Below are 20,799 nucleotides of genomic sequence, written 5' to 3' on the forward strand. Positions count from 1 at the left end.
AATATGTTCCAGTATCAAATCATTCCAGTTACAGCTTTCCAAGAAAATTGTAGCATCATTTGGTGTGATAAAACCATGGAAGGCGCAATTATCGATCCTGGTGGTGAACCTGAATTATTAGAAAAAGCAGTAGAAAAGTTAGGCGTTAAAATAAAACAAATTTTGCTAACACATGGGCATTTAGATCATGTAGGTGCAGCGGTTACATTAGCAACTAATTTTGGTGTGAAGGTTATCGGACCCAGTCAAGAAGATGAGTTTTTATTTAATGCTTTACCACAACAATCAATGCAATTTGGTTTTCCCTATACCGAAAGTTTTTTACCCGATCGCTGGCTGAAAGAAGGCGATAAAATCCAAGTAGGCAATATTACACTTGATGTACTTTTTTGCCCCGGCCATACTCCAGGACATATCGTATTTATTAATGCAAAAGATAAAATTGCATTTGTTGGTGATGTACTATTTAAAAGTAGCATTGGACGAACCGATTTTCCTCGTGGAAATCATGCTGATTTAATCTCATCAATAACCCATAAACTTTTCCCACTGGGTGATGATTTTATCTTTGTTCCTGGCCATGGACCTATGTCGAGCTTTGGCAATGAACGAATGACTAACCCTTTTTTAGTCTAAGACAACTATTGGTTTAAATAAAAAGCAACATTAATAATGTAAACTTTTTAATGTTAAAAAAGTTTACATTATAAATTTTTGTATTATTATTGCACTACTGTTTATCTTTTAATGGTAGAAAATAATGAAACTCACAACATATTATCCAACTTATATCAATACACTATTTAACTTATCATCTTGGCAACGCAAACTGTGTGCAACTACAGGGGCGGCCCTACTGCTAGGGTTAGCAGCTAATATCAGTATTCCCACATACCCAGTACCATTCACACTTCAATCGTTAGCCGTATTGTTAATTGGCGCTTTTTTAGGTCGTAAACTAGGTGCATTAACCATACTTCAATATCTTTTTTTAGGTGCGATAGGTCTACCATTATTCGCCAAGGGTAGTGGTGGAATTATGGCACTGGCTTCACCATCAGCAGGTTATTTATATGGCTATGTATTTAGTGCTTATGTAGCTGGTTTTGCTGCCGAAAAAGGTTACGATCGTCGCTTCATTCTAGGCTTAATCGCTTTCGCTTGCGCACACCAACTATTGTTTGTATTTGGTGTCGTTTATCTAATGGGATATATGCATATTTCACTTATCGAAGCACTAAAAGTCGGCTACTTACCTTTTGTTGGTGTTGATGCAGCTAAATTTATTATTGCAACTTGCGTGATGTTCTCATTGTGGCATCATCACGCAAAAAAACATTAATAACCATGCAAATTGGCGATATTATATTTCAATCCCAGAATGAAGAAAGCAAATTCAATACAGCGATTACTCATTCTGGTGCCCAAATCAGCGATGATGACATAATCAATCAAATAAGCCATGTTGGGTTATATATTGGCGATAATATCGTTATTGAAGCCACCCAAAAACATGGGGTAATCTATACCCCCCTTAATGACTTTTTAGCCGTTGCAAAATATAATCTTGTCGCAACCATTTATGATGAGTCAGTCATCAAAAATGCATTAACACGAGTTCAAACCTGCCTTGGGTTGCCCTATAACCATAGTTTTCGAGCAGATGATAAGGGCTTTTACTGTAGTGAACTGATTACTTTTGCCTTTAAATACCCGTCAGGTAAAGATTATTTTCAATTATATCCAATGAATTTTAAAGATTCTGTTACTAACCAAATTATCCCCTATTGGATCGATTATTATCGAGCACTTAACCAAACTATTCCACAAGGTGCATTAGGTTCACATCCACAACAGTTAATGCGGCAAACACATTTATTTAAAACTATCCGAACATATTAAGCTTAGCAAATAAAGTCAATAAAATAGGTCAATTGAACATAAAAAAGCGATTTGAAATAATTTAATTGTTGACATAACGGCATTAAATCTATAATATGCGCGCTACATTTCGGTTCCTCCATAGTTCAGTCGGTAGAACGGCGGACTGTTAATCCGTATGTCACAGGTTCAAGTCCTGTTGGAGGAGCCAACTTCATTCACCTTATGTTTTTCCAATCTTAGCAAATCATTTGAATTATCGATTTTCAAAGTTACTGATGAATACTTGGCGTTAAGCTAACTAGAAAGCTTCTTTAAATGGCATAATGCTGTTGAAATTATAAGCCTCAATCATCCTTCAATCCTGCAAAACGTTATAAAACAAAATTGTTTTGCTAAAATCCTAAATGATAACGGTTTAATGATATTATCTAAATGAGTTTGAACTGTGACTCACCACTAGAATATAGAATTTAAAAAATAATTTTAGTTGATAAATTGAAAGAATATCTTGCAAAAAAAATCAATCAATAGCATATTTAATACTATTTATTTGATTTAAAGCTTATTTTTAAAATAAGTTAGCTGCTAAAACGCATTTATGAACAATGGCTTAAACGATTAACAATCGTCAATAATTTATAATAAAATTAAAATAAATTTTGTAAAAATGAAATTTAGGAAAAAGAATAATGCATATACATTTTATTATTCATGAAGAGTTTGAAGCACCCGGCGCTTATGAACAATGGGCAAAAATACATCAACACACAATTAGCTATTCACGTGTCTACCTTGGTGAACCCCTTCCAGATAATATCAATAGTATTGATTTTCTAATTATTATGGGTGGACCACAATCACCGGCAACCACAAAACAAGAATGTGCCCATTTTGACTCGTTAGCTGAGCAAGCTACCATTTTATCTGCAATTAAAGCCAATAAAGTTGTTATTGGTGTTTGCCTTGGTTCACAACTAATTGGTGAAGCACTCGGTGCACATTACGAACATAGCCCAGAAAAAGAGATTGGCAAATTCCCAATTACGTTGACCGAAGCAGGCAAAAAAAATCCGCTTTTTTCTCATTTCGGTGATAGTTTGGCGGTCGGCCATTGGCACAATGATATGCCGGGTTTAACCCCAAATGCCCAAATCATTGCCTATAGCGAAGGTTGTCCTCGGCAAATTATTGCTTATGGCAAATTGGTGTATGGTTTTCAATGTCATATGGAGTTAACTCATGAAGTGGTTGCTAAGCTCATTGCACATTCTCAAGATGATATTAGTCAAGCTGCAAATTATCGCTTTGTCGATACAGAAGACAAATTACGCGCGCACGATTATAGCCAAATGAACTTAAAGCTGTTTATTTTTCTCGATAAACTTAACAAGTATTATCACTCCACCTGTAAAAATTGATCCATTATTCGATATAAAAACAGTCAATTATGCAAAAATTTGTAGTAGATAAACCGGAAAAACGCAGCTCTTTAAGGTTAAAATTAGGAAAAGAATACTTTATTTTAAAACGTAAACTAAATTGGTGAAAAAATCGTAAGCTATATAGTACTGTCGACATCAATAATCATTCGTGTTGTTATTCCCCAAAAAAACATCGATCAGTTTTATTAAGGCAGTTAAAAGATGTGGATATGTATCTGCAATACAACAAAATCACCAATCTACGCTTAGCGGTAGAAAAACTCAATGGTTCAATCATAAAACCGAATCAACGTTTTTCGATCTGGCATAATGTCGGGCGCCCAACGAAAAAACGTGGTTTTTTAGAAGGTCTTTCACTGCACAATGGCAAAATTGGTAAAGATATTGGAGGGGGAATCTGTCAGTTAGGCAATTTAATTTATTGGATGTTTTTGCATTCTGAATTAACGGTTACAGAACGCTGGCGACATAGTTTTGATGTTTTTCCTGATGTGAACCGCACTATCCCTTTTGCTTGTGGTGCGACCTTATCTTATAACTATGTTGATTTGCAGCTACTCAACAAAACCAATACGACATACCGACTCAATCTTTGGTTTGATGATAAATATTTACATGGGGAACTACTTGCTGATACACCAATATGTTATCAATATGAAGTTTTCGAAACGGATCATCGCATTGAGCAACAATGGTGGGGGAGGTTACACAAGGCACAATAAAATATGGCAACGAAAAACCCATTTAATAGATCATTATCAGCAAGAAAAGCTGATTAGTGAAAATCATGCCATTATGATGTACGTACCCTATTTAAAAAATAATGAAGATTAATTAACAACCATAAGAAAAATAGTAATTTTCACAAACAAATAGTCATCAACTATCTAAATAATAGTTTGTGAGCCATATTAATAACTCGTATACTGTTTAGATTAAGTAGTTAATAATATATATGAAAGGAGCAACTTCATGGCCTACACTTTACCAGCGCTACCTTATGCGTATGATGCATTAGAACCTTATATTGATGAACAAACTATGCATCTACATCATGACAAACACCATCAAACTTATGTCAATAATGCTAACGGTATTTTAGAAACACTATCCGATGAAATCAAACAATTAAGCCCAGAAGCTTTATTAGCTAATTTGGACAAAGTGCCAAGCGATAAAGTTACTGGAATTAGAAATAATGTGGGTGGACATGTTAATCACACGTTATTTTGGGAACTCCTAAAAGTGGGAACTGAACTTAAAGGTGAACTAAAAGCCGCAATTGAAAAAGATTTTGGTACAGTTGATGCGTTTAAAGAAAAATTTTCAGCAGCAGCGGCAAGTCGTTTTGGTTCAGGTTGGGCATGGTTAGTATTACAAAATGGTAAACTTGCCGTTGTTTCAACAGCAAACCAAGATTCTCCGCTAATGGGTGAAAAATATTCAGGTGTTTCTGGTACACCAATTTTAGCACTTGATGTTTGGGAGCATGCTTATTATCTAAAATACCAAAACCGCCGTGCTGATTACATTGGTGCATTTTGGAATGTCATTAACTGGGACAAAGTGGCTGAACTTTATGCTCAAGCTAAAAAATAATTAATTTAAATAGTTCTGTTTTGAGTTAAAAATGACGCATCATGCGTCATTTTTATTTTCAACAATAATGTATCAAAGCAAGGATAAGGCATAAAATTGCCAATTGCTAATTTATGTATAAATCCGCTACAATGTGCGATTATGCCAAAGTTATAAAAACTAACAAAAATAAAACATGTTTGAAATTAATCCAATAAAATCCAAAATAGCTGAACTTACCGAGCGCACAAATGTCATTCGGGGGTATCTTTGACTATGATCTCAAGAAAGAACGTCTTGAGGAAGTCAATGCCGAATTAGAACAATCCGAAGTTTGGGCCGATCCTGAAAAAGCACAAGCATTAGGTAAAGAACGCGTTGCGCTAGAAGAGATCATCAATACCATCAATACTTTAGAACAAGGTCTGGACGACGTCGAAGGTCTACTTGAACTTGCTATTGAAGCAGAAGATCAAGACACTTTTGACGAAGCCAATCAAGAACTTGAACAACTCGAAAAAAAGCTAGCCAGTCTTGAATTTCGCCGAATGTTTTCGGGTGATTATGACAGTGCTGACTGTTACTTAGATATCCAATCAGGCTCAGGTGGTACTGAAGCCCAAGATTGGGCTGAAATGTTACTGCGAATGTATTTACGCTGGGCTGAATCGAAAGGTTTTACAACTGAAGTGATGGAAGTATCAGACGGTGATGTAGCTGGCATAAAATCAGCCACAATCAAAGTAACCGGCGATTATGCTTATGGTTGGTTACGCACTGAAACCGGTGTGCATCGATTAGTACGAAAAAGCCCATTTGATTCAGGAAACCGCCGTCATACCTCATTTGCATCGGTATTTGTCTATCCAGAAGTTGATGACAATATTGATATCGACATCAATCCAGCCGATCTGCGCATCGACGTTTATCGTGCATCGGGCGCAGGTGGTCAGCATGTTAATAAAACCGAATCTGCTGTACGTATTACCCACGTACCAACGGGAATTGTGACACAATGTCAAAATAACCGCTCGCAACATAGTAATAAAGATCAGGCCATGAAACAGTTAAAAGCAAAACTGTATGAGCTTGAAATGCACAAAAAGAATGCCGAAAAACAACAAATGGAAGAAAACAAATCCGATATTGGTTGGGGCAGCCAAATTCGTTCGTATGTACTTGATGATTCACGAATCAAAGACTTACGCACAGGCGTTGAAACACGCAATACGCAAGCCGTTTTAGACGGTGATTTAGATCAATTTATTGAAGAAAGCTTAAAAGCCGGTTTATAACTGGTAATAAATAAAAGGTAAAATTATGTCAACACAGCAAGAGCAACAAAACCATATTGAAGAGTTAAATAACGAGCTTACAATACGTCGTGAAAAGCTAGCTGCAATTCGCAAACAAGGCATTGCTTTCCCGAATGATTTTCGTCGTGACGCAATTTCAAGCGATCTTCATAAATTGTATGATGAAAAAACTAACGAAGAGTTAATTGAAAATAAAATTACTGTCACTGTTGCCGGTCGAATGATGATGCGCCGTATTATGGGTAAAGCCTCATTTGTATCATTACAAGATGTTGCAGGGCAAATCCAGCTCTATGTCACTCGTGATGATCTACCCGAAAACTACTACAACGAACAATTCAAAAAATGGGATCTTGGTGACATCGTTGGCGCTAAAGGCTACTTATTCAAAACCAAAACAGGCGAACTATCAATCCACTGTGAAGAAATCCGCCTACTAACTAAAGCATTACGCCCATTACCCGATAAATTCCACGGCTTAGCAGATCAAGAAATGCGCTATCGTCAACGTTACCTTGATTTAATTACTAATCAACAATCACGTGACACCTTTATTGCTCGCTCAAAAGTGGTAACTGAAATTCGTAACTTTATGTTAGAAAATCACTTTATGGAAGTCGAAACCCCAATGATGCAAGTCATTCCTGGTGGTGCATCAGCCAAGCCATTTATTACTCACCACAATGCGCTTGATCTAGACATGTATTTACGAATTGCCCCTGAACTTTATTTAAAACGTTTAGTTGTAGGTGGTTTTGAACGAGTATTTGAAATCAACCGCAATTTCCGAAACGAAGGGGTATCGCCAAGACATAATCCAGAGTTTACCATGATGGAAATGTACATGGCTTATGCCGATTACAAAGACCTGATTGTTTTGACTGAAGCATTATTCCGCCGCCTTGCAATCGCCGTAACGGGTAATCCAGTTGTACAATATGGCGAGCATACTTTCGATTTTGGCAAACCATTTATCAAAATGACTATGCGTGAGGCAATTTGTCATTACCGCCCAGAAACCGATAATGCTGATTTAGATGATTTTGATAAAGCGTGTGCAATTGCCAAAGCTGTCGGTATTAAAATTGAAAAAAGTTGGGGACTCGGTCGAGTAGTGACTGAAATCTTTGAAGAAGTTGCCGAGGCTAACTTAATTCAACCAACGTTTATTACTGAATATCCGGCTGAAGTATCGCCACTTGCTCGCCGTAACGACGAAAATCCATTTGTAACAGATCGATTTGAGTTCTTTATTGGTGGACGTGAAATTGGTAACGGCTTCTCAGAACTTAACGATGCTGAAGACCAAGCACAACGTTTTGCCGATCAGGTATCGCAAAAAGATGCGGGCGATGACGAAGCAATGTTCTATGATGAAGATTATATCACCGCATTAGAGCACGGCTTACCGCCAACAGCTGGACTAGGAATTGGGATTGACCGAACAGTAATGCTATTTACCAATAGCCATACCATTCGGGACGTCATTTTGTTCCCAACTATGCGTCCAATTAAATAAACCCAATACCATAAAAAAACTCATCTATTAAAAAATAGGTGAGTTTTGTCAGTAAACACTCATATTTTCTTTAACTTTTCTAAAATTATTTTACTCACAATAAGCATATTATATATACAATATATATCTAATTAGACTTTTCCAATTACCAATCAAGTTCAATTAACATTAATATAATTTAGCATCATGCTTAACTCCACACATGTAGCCTGTAACTTAATTAGCAACAGATAAATAATATAGTAAGTTATTACTCACTATAAACATGACCACTAAACGTGGATTACGAATATATAAAGGTTTTATCAAGACTTTTCATTAAACTAAATACTGAAAAGTGAATTTTACATAAACATAACTTAGCAATCATAGAGTATATTTGTTTGATTCATACCCAAATAAGTTATTAACTTACGCTAAAACAAATCAGCAGTCTTTGCGTTTTTAATGCTCACTATTATTTAGCATTAGGTTCACTTAATTACATAAATAACCATAATATGATAATCAATCACGTATAGCTTAACCTAGAAAGTAAGTACTTAATCACTTTAGATCATAACCGATTGTTCATCAATACAATAACTTAGCCTTTATGTAGATTTTGGGTTCGCAAGCAACGTTGGCTATAAATTTAACCAACGTGATGTTACTGCAATTTACTCAACTATATCGGTACAGGCTTAGACACCACAAAATTACTATTTATCGCTCACAAAACCATTTAAGTTAACGAATAAACACTATTTTTGCTAACCCTCAACTTTCGCGCTCAAGAAATAAGCACTAAGGATAGACACAAACCAGATCGTTTCGGGAGGAGTAGTCGTGAACGACGCCTATGTCGTAAAAAACAGTCAACAGTGTCGAATCATCACCGATGGCAATAGCGGTGCTGCCGGTAAAAATGGAAGAGATATAAAAATGCACATTGCCCCATTCAGAAAGGAAACCTGCGCCGATATTAGCATCGGCATAGTTACCACTGGATGGCGGTGTGGCAGGTGTCCATGTTCCCCGTACAATGTTGCTTTGAACTGCGTTAGTTAAGTCTTTTACTTGTGGCAGACGATAACCACCGCCTAAACTGCTACACCAGGATGAGGCGCTATCAACAGTGATATCGCCTACGCCTAATGGGCGGGCAACAAACCACTGCTTTAACACAAAACCATAGCTTAATACCGCTTTATTACGACTATCTTTACCCGCTATCACAAAAGTCTGCGGCAAGCTAGCTGGAGCAACACTACCCGGTAATGCTGAATCCTGTTGGGCTTTTGTTACTGCTGGACCAGTAAGCGTGACACGTATGAAATTTGGCTTAGATGGTGATGGTGTCATGGTAGCGGTAATACCACCTTGAGTGACAGTTGGCCAGGTTAATGTAGAGCTATCAATATTTTCTATGTCTAAATCAAAATACAGATTATTAGCACCGGTAGTCGGGAAGTTAAGCTTGTACTGTGATGGCTCAGCTGCTTGCTTTACAAAACCCCGTTGTCGATTCCAAATATCGGAAGGTTTGGAATAAACGGGCCCCCCCTGACGACCCGGCCATGCGTAACAGATTTTAGGCACGGATTTAGGTCTGCTGATATAATAGGCAGCAGTGCTACCACTAAAATTACCACTATTTGGTACCCCATACTGGGTGGTTAAACTACCAGCAGTACTGGTTAATTCTACCTTATAAGGTGCCATACAGTTATCTACATTGGCACTACGCGTCACTGCTCGATTCAATCTATCGGTAATGCTCACGCTTAAATTACCAGTCGCGGTAATTCCATTAGTACCCTGACCATCACCATCATCATCCCCCCAATAATTGTAAGGCTCACCAATTAAGTCGTTTAAGGCGATAGCGTTAACAGTGGCAGGAACCAGCATTCCAATATCGCTAAAGTGTTCATTGGCTTCTGGGAGAACGATTGGATTATCTGCGGTTGAAGTATTATTGTCCGGTGTGTAGGTGGTTTGAGTCGTGCCGTCAGAGACGGTAATACCTAACAGCCCTTCAGTCGAGGTGACCTTAGTGACCCCATTATCAAAGGTTAAATAGGGCGCACTACCATGAATGACTTGCGCCGTCGTTGCCGACAATGCTTGAGTCGTAGCGGCATACAGCAATAATAACCATGGTATCGATGCTAAAGCCAGTTTAGATAACGGGCCTGATGCTTGAATTTGCGTAAAAAACAGGGTTGGACGTAAGATTAACCTTAAATTTATCGCTTTAATTAAGCGATAGCATAACGCTAAACTAAATGTGCATCTTTTGCTTACTCTGATTGCTGAAAAACGATGGTGAGTTACCTTACTTTGATGAAATAAGTTAGGTGTAGAAGTAAGAGTTGAATTAAATTTTAGCCTAAAGAGAGATTGGGGAGTTTTTAAAACATTGTTTTGCCAGCGCTGGTGTCTGGTGTCTGGTGTCTATAATTATACTGCATGGCGTTCCACCCGTCAACTAATCTGTTATTTTATTTGATTTTTTTATGTTAAATGGCTATAAATCAAGCTTAAATAAGCTTAATTTTCGGAATTATAAGGCTATGATAAAAAAAAGTCACTCATTCAGCCGAATTATTTGTAAAGAAATGTAAATAACACCATAAATAATAAACGCTAATAGCCTTTAAATAGTCAGATATAGTTAAAATATAGCGGATTATTTTTATATTCAAAAATATATCCCCCGCTCTTTTCGAAAAAATAAGCGACATTTTTAGCCGTTAATCAACTTAATAATTAACGGCTATTTATTAGTCAGCTGATTTATGAGGTAAAATTAAATTTAGTAGAATCGCTAAAATTCCACATAAACTGATTCCTTGCAAAGCATAAGATCCAAAATCAAAAATCATGCCGCCAATACCAAATACGAGTACTAATGAGACGATACACATATTACGTGATACAGAAAGATCAACTTTATGTTTGACTAAAATATTAATGCCAACCGAAGCTATCGAGCCAAAAAGTAATACCATAATTCCGCCCATTACAACTGTCGGAATAGAGCTTAAAAAAGCACCAATCTTACCAATAAATGACATTAAAATAGCCCAAATGGCTGCCCAGGTCATTACTCTAGTTCTAAAATTACGCGTTAATGTGACTGCGCCAATAACTTCAGCATAGGTAATACATGGCGGGCCACCAAAGAAACCAGCAGCAGATGTTGCTAACCCATCCCCCAGTAACGTGCGCTGTAATCCTGGTTCTTTAGTGTAATCTTTACCGGTGACAGAACTAATAGCCATAATGTCACCAACATGCTCGATAGTTGGTGCTATAACGATCGGAATCATATATAAAATGGCTTGCCACTGAAACTCAGGAAAAGTGAAATCGGGAATTTTAAACCAAGGTGCATCGATGACTTGTTGAAAGTTGACAATACCAAAAATACAAGAAAACATGTAACCAACAATAATTCCAGCAATAATTGGTACTAATTTAAAAAAACCTTTTGCCCAGATTGCCACAATCAACGTCGTTAATAAAGAAGCCATTGAAATAATAATCAATTGATAGTTTTCTGCGGATAAACCGCTATTTTTACCCATTGCCATGCCAACCGCTACCGGCGCTAAAGATAAACCAATAACCATAATAATTGGCCCTGTTACAACTGGAGGTAAAATGCGATCAATAATATGGCTGCCATTAATTTTGACTAAAAAAGCAAAAAACATAAAAACCAAACCTGCCGCAACTAATCCACCTAACGTAGCTGGAATTCCCCACTGTGCAACCCCAAAAGAGATAGGTGCAATAAATGCAAATGAAGAAGCTAAAAATACAGGCACTTTTCCTTTAGTGGTTAATTGAAATAATAACGTACCCACACCCGCTGTAAACATTGCAACATTTGGATTTAATCCAGTTAAAAGTGGCACTAAAACCAATGCACCAAAGGCAACAAATAACATTTGCGCACCGGTAAAAATATCTTGCCAAGCATGTTTAAGTGGCGAGATATTATTGTTTATTTGATCAAGAGCATTTTTAGTCACGTGGTCCTCTCTTAATTACTCTATTAATTAATATTTATTTCTTTACTAAATAGCGGACATAAAAAAACCGGATAAACCGGTCTAAAATTTGAGATTTTATTTTGTGCCGAATATCTTATCTCCAGCATCGCCAAGCCCTGGTAATATATAACCTTTATCGTTCAATTTATCATCGATTGAAGCAGTATAAAGTTCAACATCAGGATGAGCTTGTTCCAAGACTTTAATACCTTCTGGTGCGGCCACTAAAACAAGCACTTTAATATTTTTACAACCTGCTTTTTTTAGTAGATCAATTGTTGCAACCATAGAACCACCCGTTGCTAACATTGGATCAACAACTAAAGCCATACGTTCATCAATATCAGAAGTTAATTTTTGGAAATAAGGAACAGGTTCAAGCGTTTCTTCATTACGATAAAAACCAACAACGCTTATACGTGCACTAGGTATATGCTCAAGTACACCATCCATCATGCCTAAGCCGGCACGTAAAATAGGTACTACGGTAATTTTTTTACCTTTAATTCGTTCAACTTGTACTGGTCCACACCAGCCTTCAATGGTCACTTTTTCAGTGGGTAAGTCAGCGGTAGCCTCATAGGTTAATAAACTGCCAACTTCACTAGCAAGATCGCGAAAATCTTTAGTGCTAATATCATGTTCGCGCATTAAACCAATTTTATGGCGTACTAGAGGGTGTTTTACTTCAACTATTTTCATGGGAGGGCCTCAGTGTTACTTTTTATCATCTATTAGTAGGTATAAATAACCACTGAGCGATAATGTTAACATAGATCATTGTAACTGAAAACCTATAATCGTGAGCAAAGTATAGCAAACATAAAAATAACATATTGTTTGTTAATATATTATTAGTGATGTGTAAATATTTTGTTTTATTTGTGTTTTTTTATTAGAATAGTCGCCGCTTTAAATAGCAAAAGTCAAATATAAATAAAGAAGGAATTATAACAATGAATTGGTTTATCAGTTGTATGACAAAAAATTATGCAAACTTTAGTGGTCGAGCTCGTCGTAAAGAGTATTGGCTTTTCACCTTATTTGTCGCTATATTTTATTTGGTATTAATCATTTTAGCTTCACTCAGTGAAACTATGGCATCAGCAATGTCACTAATTGAAGTAATTTTTTTACTTGTTATTCTTATCCCAAGCATAGCGGTGACTGTACGTCGTTTGCATGATACCGATAAATCAGGCTGGTGGTATTTAATTAGCTTCATCCCATTTGTTGGTGGTATTATACTGTTTATTTTCATGTGTATAAATTCTACACCAGGTAGTAACCAATATGGTGATAATCCGAAAGGATTATAATTGCTTGTTTACCTCATCAATTTTATTGATGAGGTTCTATTATTCCAACATTATTTTTATGCAATTAAATACTTTCTCCATCTAGATATTCAACAGACAAATCCACCACTTTTTGATCTATCCTTTCCCCATTAATTCTTTTTAATAATAGTTCTGCAGCTATTTTACCCATTTCAATTCTTGGAGTATGTATCGATGCTAATCTTGGATTCATATATTGACCGATTTGATGCCCATGAAAACCAACAATAGCGATTTGTTTAGGAATTTCAATACCCATTCGTTGACATTCAAGCAGTACTCCTAAAGCCAAATCATCGTTAGTACTAAAAATCCCATCAACGGCAGGAAACTCTTTTAAAATTTGGTGTAAAAAACGTGCGCCAAGTTCATAAGAGGAGGCTTCTTTAGTCGCTAACGTACGCGGCGTTAACCCTGCTTCTTGCATAGCTTTTTCATAGCCTTTTTGCCGAATGATGCTACGTTGATCTTGCCTTGCGCTAAAATAAACAATATTGCGACGCCCTTTTTCGATCATACGATGAATCATATTTCGGGTTGCAGTAAAATTATCAAAACCAACCGCCATATCAATACACGGTGATACACTATCCATAATTTCAACTACAGGAACGCCCGAAATTTCGATCATTTTTAATGTGGCAGGATTATGGATTCTTTCAGTTAAGATTAATCCATCAATATTATAAGAGAGTAACGAACGAACCCGTTGCTCTTCTTTATCGGCATTGTATCCTGTATGAGTAATCATGGTCTGATATCCTTTGGCATCAGTAACCATCTCAATTCCTTTTAAAATATCAGCAAAAACTTGGTTGGTTAACGATGGAAACACAACCCCAATCGCATTACTTTTTGCATTTGATAACATATCAGGTGCTTTATTAGGGATATAACCAAGCTGTTCGATTGCTGCTGAAATCTGAGACTGTAGTGGTTTAGACACTAAATTAGGATCGCGTAAATATCGACTCACTGTCATTTTACTTATGCCAATTAAATTAGCAATTTCTTGCAAACCAGTTCGCCGTTTTTTACTATAACTCATTACTGTTTTTCCGGAAGTTGTGGCTGCCAATCAATCGGGGTTTTACCCTGTTTTATAATAAGATCGTTTGCCTTTGAGAAATGCTTACAACCCAAAAAGCCACGATGTGCAGATAATGGTGATGGATGCACAGACGTTAAAACATGATGTTTTTGCCGATCGATAAATTGCCCTTTTTTTTGAGCGGGTGATCCCCACAATAAAAATACAACACCTTCAAGATATTTATCAATTGCCGCAATAACATGGTCAGTAAACGTTTCCCAACCTATTTTAGCGTGGGAATGAGCTTGTCCTGCTTCAACAGTTAATACCGTATTTAATAAAAGAACACCTTGATTTGCCCAAGAACCTAAATAACCATAAGAAGGAATTTTAAAACCCTCAATATCCGTCGAAAGCTCTTTATAGATATTAAGTAACGATGGGGGTGGTTTAACGCCAGGTAGTACTGAAAACGACAAACCATGAGCTTGATTTGGTCCATGATATGGATCTTGTCCTAATATCACGACTTTAATGTCATTAAAAGGCGTAAAGCGAAATGCATTAAACACATCATGCTGTGGAGGGTAAATCACTTTACCTTTAGCTCGTTCTGATGCGACAAATTGCATTATTTGTTGAAAATAAGGTTTATCTTTTTCCGATCCAATGACATCATGCCATGTTAATTGATTACTCATACAATACCTATATTATTATTTCATATGGCTCAACAACATTATCAGCCGATAACATTAATTATACCTAAAAATAATAATAAACCTAACAGTAATCAAGTACGTTTAATCTAAATAAACACGCTTAAAAATTCAGTCAAACATAAATTAGACATAACTTGTTCGTATAGTATCAATATTTAACGATCTTTTTTGTAATAATCCAAGTTTATGAATTAAGATCTGAAATTTGGATTTATTAATAATCTGATTAATTTTATTAATGAGTAACACACTCATCATCAAAGTAATCATCCCAAAGGGATTAATGATATTTATGGTTTATTGGTAATGTGTATACTTGGATGAATAAGATAAAATATACATAAAATCATATTTGTATTGATAAGCGTATTGCTATTGATAAAAAATTATTAAATGATAATAGGCTAGGTGTGGCATTAAAATTTACTTTTTCCTTAAGTGAACCACTTAAAATTGAAGTAAAAAATACCGTTTTTAAGGCAACTTGATTTACCTAACTTATTAATCATCGTTTTATTACTTGTAAAGTATTTTAATACAATTGAATAATAATATCTTACATATCAATAAGTTGATTAGTTTAAAAAAATTATTAATCATTTTTTATCAAAGGTATTACTTATCGAATTAATAGCTTTTTTTGACTTTAATCAAAACTTGAAAGTGCTATATTAACCTTAATTATTTTAGGGCAATAAGGCCCCGTTAGGAGGATTTAAAAATGATTACAGGTATCCAAATTACTAAAGCAGACAATGCAGCACTTCTTAACTCTTTCTGGTTATTGGACGACTCAACAAAAGAAGCTCGTTGTGTAGCTGCAAAATCAGTTTATAAAGAAGATCAAGTTATCCCAACTGCAGAACTTGGTCAATTCGAATATCGTGAAGTTCCATTAGATGTTGCTCCAACTATCAAAGTTGAAGGTGGTCAACACTTAAATGTGAATGTTCTTCGTCGTGAAACTTTAGAAGATGCTGTTCAACATCCAGAAAAATATCCACAATTAACTATTCGTGTTTCTGGTTATGCAGTACGTTTCAACTCATTAACTGCTGAACAACAACGCGACGTTATTGCTCGTACATTCACAACTAAAATGTAATTTTAGTTTATTATCGAATGATTAAAACCCAGCTTATGCTGGGTTTATTTTTATGAAAAAACAAATTTCTTTGTTCTAAACTAGTCTACCCAAGCTAAATACTCCATCCAAGCAGGATCAAACTCACAGTCGATTTTTACTGATAGATCTTGATATTGATTTAATATATTTTGAATTATTTGAGTAGCACGATGTTTATCTTCTACATACCAAAGCATAGTTCTTGTTGCTTGGTGTAAAGAATTTTGGGCATGAATGCCTTTCTTATTTTCACGGAAAGCGGCGCTAATGGCATCTTCTATATCGTAAACCAACGATAAGGTCTCTTTACAATCTAGTTCTATACTCAGATTAAGTCCATAACCATAATTAATATCACAAGCCAATGCATTAGCCGTCTCGTTACGCTGCACTAAAGTCGTATCATCAGGATCATCTTTACTTGCCAATTCGAATACAAACAATTGATCTTCACTTTCAGAAATAGGAAAAATACCGGTGTGTTTTAAATCATTTTTCCAGATATCATCAAATCGTTTAGCAAACTCTTCAGCCGTAATACTATTAGAATCAAGCATTGTGTCGACAAAATTAATTGATTGCACTTTTATAGCTAAGTCGTACTCCCCTAAAAGATGATCCAAAATGACTAAAGCTAATGTTTGTGCATAATTTATTTGATCTTTGGCGATTGGTTTAGCAAACATTAAATCCAAAGCAATTTTACGATGATCTTCATGATATTGAATCAATAAATCTGATGCCCCCAATGAAAAAGAGGTACCATTAAAATTTATTTCAAAATCAGAAATTTTATTAGCTCGTTGACGAAATGCCTCGACTTCAAATAGATCTAAACTAGGTGCTAATTTAACAATTTCTACTACTAGTTCAAAACGTTCAATTTTACCTTCGGCAGTAAAAATAATTTTATGTTTTTTTACCTCTCCCCCCATAATTTCGGCAATAACGTCTAATTGGTTTTCACTTAACAAGTTATTGAGCTTTTCCATTAAATCTAAGGGTTGCAATTCACTAAGCGACTGTTCTGACTGTTTAACTTTATTCCAAAAGGATTGGATAGCTATTTTGAGGTTATCATCTGGTGTTGATTGTTTTGGAATGACTACATTTTGTGGTCGCAATTTTTGCCAAAGTTTTTTAAAAAACATAGAAAAATCCTATAGATAAAAGTGATTAAAATTATGTACAAATAAAAATAATATGTAATTCAATATACTACATCAATTTAATTTTGAACAACATCGATTATCTACGTTTGATACAAAATATTGCACAAAATTTAGCTATCAAGAATTAACAAAAAAACATTTAAAAATGAGGGTTTATTGATATGAACTAGATAAATAAAAATGGCGAGGTAGTTTTTCTGCCTCGCCATTTGTACATTATTGAAAATTATTAGCCAAAAAACTTTTTCACTTTATCAAAAAAGCTTTTTTCTTTTGGACTATGCTTAGAACTTTTATCGGCTTTAAAACTTTCGCCTAATTCTTTTAACAACTCTTTTTGTTTACCCGTTAAATTAACAGGAGTTTCAACCACAACATGACAATACAAATCACCCATTGCACTACCGCGTAATGATTTGACACCTTTACCACGTAATCTAAACATTTTTCCTGTTTGTGTTTCGGCCGGTATTGTTAAACTGACTTTACCATTAAGTGTTGGTACTTCAACTTCTCCACCTAGTGACGCCAATGCAATATTAATTGGAATTTCACAATGTAAATTATTACCATCACGTTCAAAAATACCATGTGGTTTAACTTGCACTTGAACATATAAATCACCAGCTGGTGCACCGTTTAAGCCTGCTTCACCTTCACCGGAAAGTCGAATACGATTACCCGTATCCACCCCCGCAGGAATAGTTACAGAAAGTGTTTTTGTTTTTTGGATACGACCTTCGCCATGACACTTTTTACAAGGATTTTTAACTACTTTGCCTCGTCCATGACAAGTTGGACACTCTTGCTGTACGGCAAAGAAACCTTGGCGCATTTGCACAACCCCTGCACCATGGCAAGTTTCACAGGTAACAACATCTGATGCCTTTTCTGTACCTTGGCCATGACAAGTATCACAAGTAACCCATGTTGGTACTTTTATTTCTTTGCTGACACCTGCAGCGGCTTCTTCAAGTGTTAAGGTAATATTGTATTGCAGATCAGCACCACGTGATGCGCTTTGCGCTCGTCCGCCACGACCACCACCAAAGAAATCACTGAATATATCATCAAATGCTGAACCACCACTAAAGCCGCCGAAGCCACCAAATCCACCGGCACCCGCTCCTGCACCACCGCCAAAACCTTGCTCGAAAGCAGCATGCCCATATTGATCATAAGCTGCTTTTTTCTGCGCATCGGTCAAAACTTCATAAGCTTCTTTCACTTCTTTAAATTTTGCTTCTGCTTCAGCTTTATTATCCTGATTTTTATCAGGATGATATTTCATGGCAAGGCGTTTATAGGCTTTTTTTATTTCAGCTTCAGTGGCACTTTTACTTACGCCTAATGTTTCATAATAATCTTTCTTCGCCATAATTTACCTTTATTTTTATTTATTACATAAACAACTAAACGGGCTTGAGTTACCTCGCGCCCGTTTAATGTGTTACATGTTTAAAACTCGTTGAAATAACTCATTAAAAAACACAGCGGTTAATGCTTATTTTTTATCATCATCAACTTCTTTAAAGTCTGCATCAACAACATCGTCTTGCGCTGTAGAGCTACTTCCAGCTTGGTCTGACTGTTCTGTCTGACCTTGTTGCTGTGCTAATTCAAGCAATTTTTTAGATGCTTCCATTAATGCATTAATTTTCGCTTCGATTTCAGCTTTATCTTCACCACGCGCTGCAACTTCTAATGCACTCACTGCATCTTCAATGGCTGTTTTATCAGCAGCTGGTAATTTATCGCCTGCATCAGACACTTGTTTACGTGTTGAGTGAACAAGGTGATCTGCTTGGTTACGAATTTGAGCTAACTCTTCAAACTTACGGTCAGCTTCCGCATTCGCCTCAGCATCATTTACCATTTTTTGAATCTCTTCTTCACTTAAACCAGAAGAAGCTTTAATAGTAATATTTTGTTCACGTCCTGTGTTTTTATCTTTTGCTGATACATGTAAGATACCGTCAGCATCAATATCAAATGTTACTTCAATTTGTGGCATACCACGCGGTGCAGCTTGAATACCATCAAGATTAAACTGACCTAATGATTTGTTATCACTTGCACGTTTACGTTCACCTTGTAACACATGAATGGTTACCGCTGATTGATTATCTTCAGCTGTTGAGAACACTTGACTATGTTTAGTTGGGATAGTTGTGTTTTTCTCAATCAAGGTAGTCATCACACCACCCATTGTTTCAATACCTAAAGATAATGGTGTTACATCAAGTAATAACACATCTTTAACATCACCACCAAGTACCCCACCTTGTACTGCTGCACCTACTGCTACAGCTTCATCAGGGTTAACATCTTTACGTGGTTCTTTACCAAAGAAGTCAGCAACCGCTTTTTGCACCATAGGCATACGAGTTTGACCACCGACTAAAATAACATCTTTAATATCAGATACTGATAAACCAGCATCTTGTAGTGCAGTTTTAACCGGATCCATTGAGCGTTTTACTAAATCTTCAACTAATGATTCAAGTTTAGCTCGTGTCACTTTAATATTTAAGTGTTTTGGACCTGATGCATCAGCAGTGATATATGGTAAGTTGATATCAGTTTGTTGTGCTGATGATAATTCAATTTTCGCTTTTTCTGCCGCTTCTTTTAAACGTTGCATTGCAAGTGGATCATTTTTAAGATCGAATCCTTGTTCACGTTTAAATTCATCAACTAAATAGTTAATTAAGCGTGAGTCAAAGTCTTCACCACCTAAATGAGTATCACCATTAGTTGCTAATACTTCGAATGTTTTTTCGCCATCAACATCATCAATTTCGATAATTGAGATATCAAATGTACCACCACCAAGGTCATATACAGCAATAGTGCGGTTACCTACATCTTTATCTAAACCGTAAGCAAGTGCAGCGGCTGTTGGTTCGTTAATAATACGTTTAACATCTAAACCAGCAATACGACCCGCATCTTTAGTTGCTTGACGCTGTGCATCATTAAAATACGCTGGAACAGTGATAACTGCTTCAGTTACTGGCTCACCAAGATAATCTTCTGCGGTTTTTTTCATTTTCTTCAATACTTCAGCAGAGATTTGCGGTGGCGCAATTTTTTGACCTTTGACATCTACCCATGCATCGCCATTATCAGCTTTAACAATTTTATAAGGCATAATAGCAACATCACGTTGTACTTCGGCATCATCATAACGACGACCAATTAAACGTTTAATTGCAAATAGTGTATTTTGTGGATTGGTTACTGCTTGGCGTTTAGCGGGTTGACCAACTAAAATTTCACCATCTTGTGTATATGCAATAATTGACGGAGTTGTACGATCGCCTTCGGCGTTTTCTAATACTTTTGCTTGACCATTGTCCATTACTGCAACACATGAATTTGTTGTACCTAAATCAATACCAATAATTTTACCCATAATCTTTTCTCCTCAAAACCTGTATTTTATTTCTTGTATATAAGTCTTAAATATTTATTTTCAAGAGCTTATTTTTCACAAAGAAATGTTATTGTTTCCACATAAATGGGAACATTATTATCAATATCAAGGGGAAAAAAAATTATTTTTTCTTAAATCTTGATTATCAGCTTTTCTACACTTATTATTGCCGCTCTTTTTTA

Annotated in this window: 18 protein-coding genes and 1 tRNA gene; 11 read left to right on the forward strand and 8 right to left on the reverse strand. The window is 36.0% G+C overall.

Annotation, left to right across the window (positions count from 1 at the left end; all coding sequences use genetic code 11):
* Window positions 1-3 precede the first annotated feature (3 nt).
* The 9 genes from A9G03_RS04135 to lysS all read left to right on the forward strand — a co-directional run bounded on the left by A9G03_RS04135 (window position 4) and on the right by lysS (window position 7,739).
* Complete coding sequence (locus A9G03_RS04135) at window positions 4-636, forward strand: MBL fold metallo-hydrolase (RefSeq protein WP_065798486.1); 633 nt, start codon at window positions 4-6, stop codon at window positions 634-636.
* Between the two features lie 124 nt (window positions 637-760).
* Window positions 761-1,342: a biotin transporter BioY gene (locus A9G03_RS04140; RefSeq protein ID WP_065798487.1), complete on the forward strand. Its 582-nt coding sequence runs from the start codon at window positions 761-763 to the stop codon at window positions 1,340-1,342.
* Complete coding sequence (locus tag A9G03_RS04145) at window positions 1,315-1,902, forward strand: YiiX/YebB-like N1pC/P60 family cysteine hydrolase (RefSeq protein WP_065798488.1); 588 nt, start codon at window positions 1,315-1,317, stop codon at window positions 1,900-1,902. Before A9G03_RS04140 ends, A9G03_RS04145 begins: the two co-directional genes overlap by 28 nt.
* A 114-nt stretch (window positions 1,903-2,016) precedes the next feature.
* Window positions 2,017-2,092, forward strand: a tRNA-Asn gene (locus tag A9G03_RS04150).
* A 481-nt stretch (window positions 2,093-2,573) separates the two neighbouring features.
* Window positions 2,574-3,302, forward strand: coding sequence for a type 1 glutamine amidotransferase (locus A9G03_RS04155; RefSeq protein WP_065798489.1), 729 nt, complete (start codon window positions 2,574-2,576; stop codon window positions 3,300-3,302).
* A gap of 233 nt (window positions 3,303-3,535) precedes the next feature.
* Window positions 3,536-4,048, forward strand: coding sequence for a VanW family protein (locus tag A9G03_RS12655; protein WP_218837085.1), 513 nt, complete (start codon window positions 3,536-3,538; stop codon window positions 4,046-4,048).
* A gap of 250 nt (window positions 4,049-4,298) precedes the next feature.
* The gene (locus tag A9G03_RS04165; RefSeq protein WP_065798490.1) at window positions 4,299-4,925 is read left to right on the forward strand and encodes a Fe-Mn family superoxide dismutase; all 627 of its coding nucleotides are present in this window, start codon (window positions 4,299-4,301) and stop codon (window positions 4,923-4,925) included.
* Between the two features lie 175 nt (window positions 4,926-5,100).
* A protein-coding gene (gene prfB, locus A9G03_RS04170; RefSeq protein ID WP_143425817.1) for a peptide chain release factor 2 occupies window positions 5,101-6,199 on the forward strand; the annotation gives its coding sequence in 2 pieces (ribosomal slippage) (window positions 5,101-5,175 and window positions 5,177-6,199; 1,098 coding nt in all).
* A 25-nt stretch (window positions 6,200-6,224) separates the two neighbouring features.
* Window positions 6,225-7,739: a lysine--tRNA ligase gene (gene lysS / locus A9G03_RS04175; protein ID WP_065798492.1), complete on the forward strand. Its 1,515-nt coding sequence runs from the start codon at window positions 6,225-6,227 to the stop codon at window positions 7,737-7,739.
* Between the two features lie 786 nt (window positions 7,740-8,525).
* On the opposite strand, the gene A9G03_RS04180 is transcribed toward lysS, so the two are convergent.
* The 3 genes from A9G03_RS04180 to upp form a co-directional block, all read right to left on the reverse strand.
* Window positions 8,526-9,872, reverse strand: a complete 1,347-nt coding sequence (locus A9G03_RS04180; protein ID WP_065798493.1) for a hypothetical protein — start codon at window positions 9,870-9,872, stop codon at window positions 8,526-8,528.
* A 635-nt stretch (window positions 9,873-10,507) separates the two neighbouring features.
* Window positions 10,508-11,764 carry a uracil-xanthine permease family protein gene (locus A9G03_RS04185; RefSeq protein WP_065798494.1) on the reverse strand — a complete coding sequence of 419 codons (1,257 nt, stop codon included), beginning with the start codon at window positions 11,762-11,764 and terminating at the stop codon, window positions 10,508-10,510.
* Window positions 11,765-11,860: 96 nt separating this feature from the next.
* The gene (gene upp, locus A9G03_RS04190; protein ID WP_065633185.1) at window positions 11,861-12,487 is read right to left on the reverse strand and encodes a uracil phosphoribosyltransferase; all 627 of its coding nucleotides are present in this window, start codon (window positions 12,485-12,487) and stop codon (window positions 11,861-11,863) included.
* Between the two features lie 254 nt (window positions 12,488-12,741).
* Here upp and A9G03_RS04195 point away from each other — a divergent pair, with 254 nt between their 5' ends.
* The gene (locus A9G03_RS04195) at window positions 12,742-13,104 is read left to right on the forward strand and encodes a DUF805 domain-containing protein (protein ID WP_065798495.1); all 363 of its coding nucleotides are present in this window, start codon (window positions 12,742-12,744) and stop codon (window positions 13,102-13,104) included.
* 64 nt (window positions 13,105-13,168) lie between these two features.
* Here A9G03_RS04195 and gntR read toward each other — a convergent pair whose 3' ends face one another.
* Together gntR and ung are read right to left on the reverse strand one after the other, a co-directional pair.
* On the reverse strand, window positions 13,169-14,173 hold the full coding sequence (gene gntR / locus A9G03_RS04200; RefSeq protein WP_065798496.1) for a gluconate operon transcriptional repressor GntR: 1,005 nt from the start codon (window positions 14,171-14,173) through the stop codon (window positions 13,169-13,171).
* Entirely contained in the window at window positions 14,173-14,859 is a 687-nt protein-coding gene (ung, locus tag A9G03_RS04205) for a uracil-DNA glycosylase (RefSeq protein ID WP_065633188.1), read from the reverse strand. The genes gntR and ung overlap by 1 nt, the downstream gene beginning before the upstream one ends.
* Window positions 14,860-15,601: 742 nt before the next feature.
* Between ung and grcA the strand changes: the two genes are divergently transcribed.
* Window positions 15,602-15,985: an autonomous glycyl radical cofactor GrcA gene (gene grcA, locus A9G03_RS04210; protein ID WP_065633189.1), complete on the forward strand. Its 384-nt coding sequence runs from the start codon at window positions 15,602-15,604 to the stop codon at window positions 15,983-15,985.
* An 80-nt stretch (window positions 15,986-16,065) separates the two neighbouring features.
* On the opposite strand, the gene A9G03_RS04215 is transcribed toward grcA, so the two are convergent.
* The 3 genes from A9G03_RS04215 to dnaK all read right to left on the reverse strand — a co-directional run bounded on the left by A9G03_RS04215 (window position 16,066) and on the right by dnaK (window position 20,596).
* On the reverse strand, window positions 16,066-17,157 hold the full coding sequence (locus tag A9G03_RS04215) for a DUF695 domain-containing protein (protein WP_065798497.1): 1,092 nt from the start codon (window positions 17,155-17,157) through the stop codon (window positions 16,066-16,068).
* 250 nt (window positions 17,158-17,407) lie between these two features.
* Window positions 17,408-18,556, reverse strand: a complete 1,149-nt coding sequence (dnaJ, locus tag A9G03_RS04220) for a molecular chaperone DnaJ (RefSeq protein ID WP_065798498.1) — start codon at window positions 18,554-18,556, stop codon at window positions 17,408-17,410.
* A 126-nt stretch (window positions 18,557-18,682) separates the two neighbouring features.
* Window positions 18,683-20,596: a molecular chaperone DnaK gene (gene dnaK, locus A9G03_RS04225; protein ID WP_065798499.1), complete on the reverse strand. Its 1,914-nt coding sequence runs from the start codon at window positions 20,594-20,596 to the stop codon at window positions 18,683-18,685.
* Between the last annotated feature and the right edge of the window lie 203 nt (window positions 20,597-20,799).

The sequence above is a fragment of the Gilliamella sp. wkB171 genome, from assembly GCF_001693755.1.
GTDB classification, from domain to species: domain Bacteria; phylum Pseudomonadota; class Gammaproteobacteria; order Enterobacterales; family Orbaceae; genus Gilliamella; species Gilliamella apicola_F.

Excerpts from the sequence above, each read along its gene's own strand:
- A9G03_RS04135 (WP_065798486.1), top strand. The coding sequence starts at position 4 with ATGTTCCAGTATCAAATCATTCCAGTTACAGCTTTCCAAGAAAATTGT.
- A9G03_RS04140 (WP_065798487.1), top strand. The coding sequence starts at position 761 with ATGAAACTCACAACATATTATCCAACTTATATCAATACACTATTTAAC.
- A9G03_RS04155 (WP_065798489.1), top strand. The coding sequence starts at position 2,574 with ATGCATATACATTTTATTATTCATGAAGAGTTTGAAGCACCCGGCGCT.
- A9G03_RS12655 (WP_218837085.1), top strand. The coding sequence starts at position 3,536 with ATGTATCTGCAATACAACAAAATCACCAATCTACGCTTAGCGGTAGAA.
- A9G03_RS04165 (WP_065798490.1), top strand. The coding sequence starts at position 4,299 with ATGGCCTACACTTTACCAGCGCTACCTTATGCGTATGATGCATTAGAA.
- lysS (WP_065798492.1), top strand. The coding sequence starts at position 6,225 with ATGTCAACACAGCAAGAGCAACAAAACCATATTGAAGAGTTAAATAAC.
- upp (WP_065633185.1), bottom strand. The coding sequence starts at position 12,487 with ATGAAAATAGTTGAAGTAAAACACCCTCTAGTACGCCATAAAATTGGT.
- A9G03_RS04195 (WP_065798495.1), top strand. The coding sequence starts at position 12,742 with ATGAATTGGTTTATCAGTTGTATGACAAAAAATTATGCAAACTTTAGT.
- gntR (WP_065798496.1), bottom strand. The coding sequence starts at position 14,173 with ATGAGTTATAGTAAAAAACGGCGAACTGGTTTGCAAGAAATTGCTAAT.
- ung (WP_065633188.1), bottom strand. The coding sequence starts at position 14,859 with ATGAGTAATCAATTAACATGGCATGATGTCATTGGATCGGAAAAAGAT.
- grcA (WP_065633189.1), top strand. The coding sequence starts at position 15,602 with ATGATTACAGGTATCCAAATTACTAAAGCAGACAATGCAGCACTTCTT.
- A9G03_RS04215 (WP_065798497.1), bottom strand. The coding sequence starts at position 17,157 with ATGTTTTTTAAAAAACTTTGGCAAAAATTGCGACCACAAAATGTAGTC.
- dnaJ (WP_065798498.1), bottom strand. The coding sequence starts at position 18,556 with ATGGCGAAGAAAGATTATTATGAAACATTAGGCGTAAGTAAAAGTGCC.
- dnaK (WP_065798499.1), bottom strand. The coding sequence starts at position 20,596 with ATGGGTAAAATTATTGGTATTGATTTAGGTACAACAAATTCATGTGTT.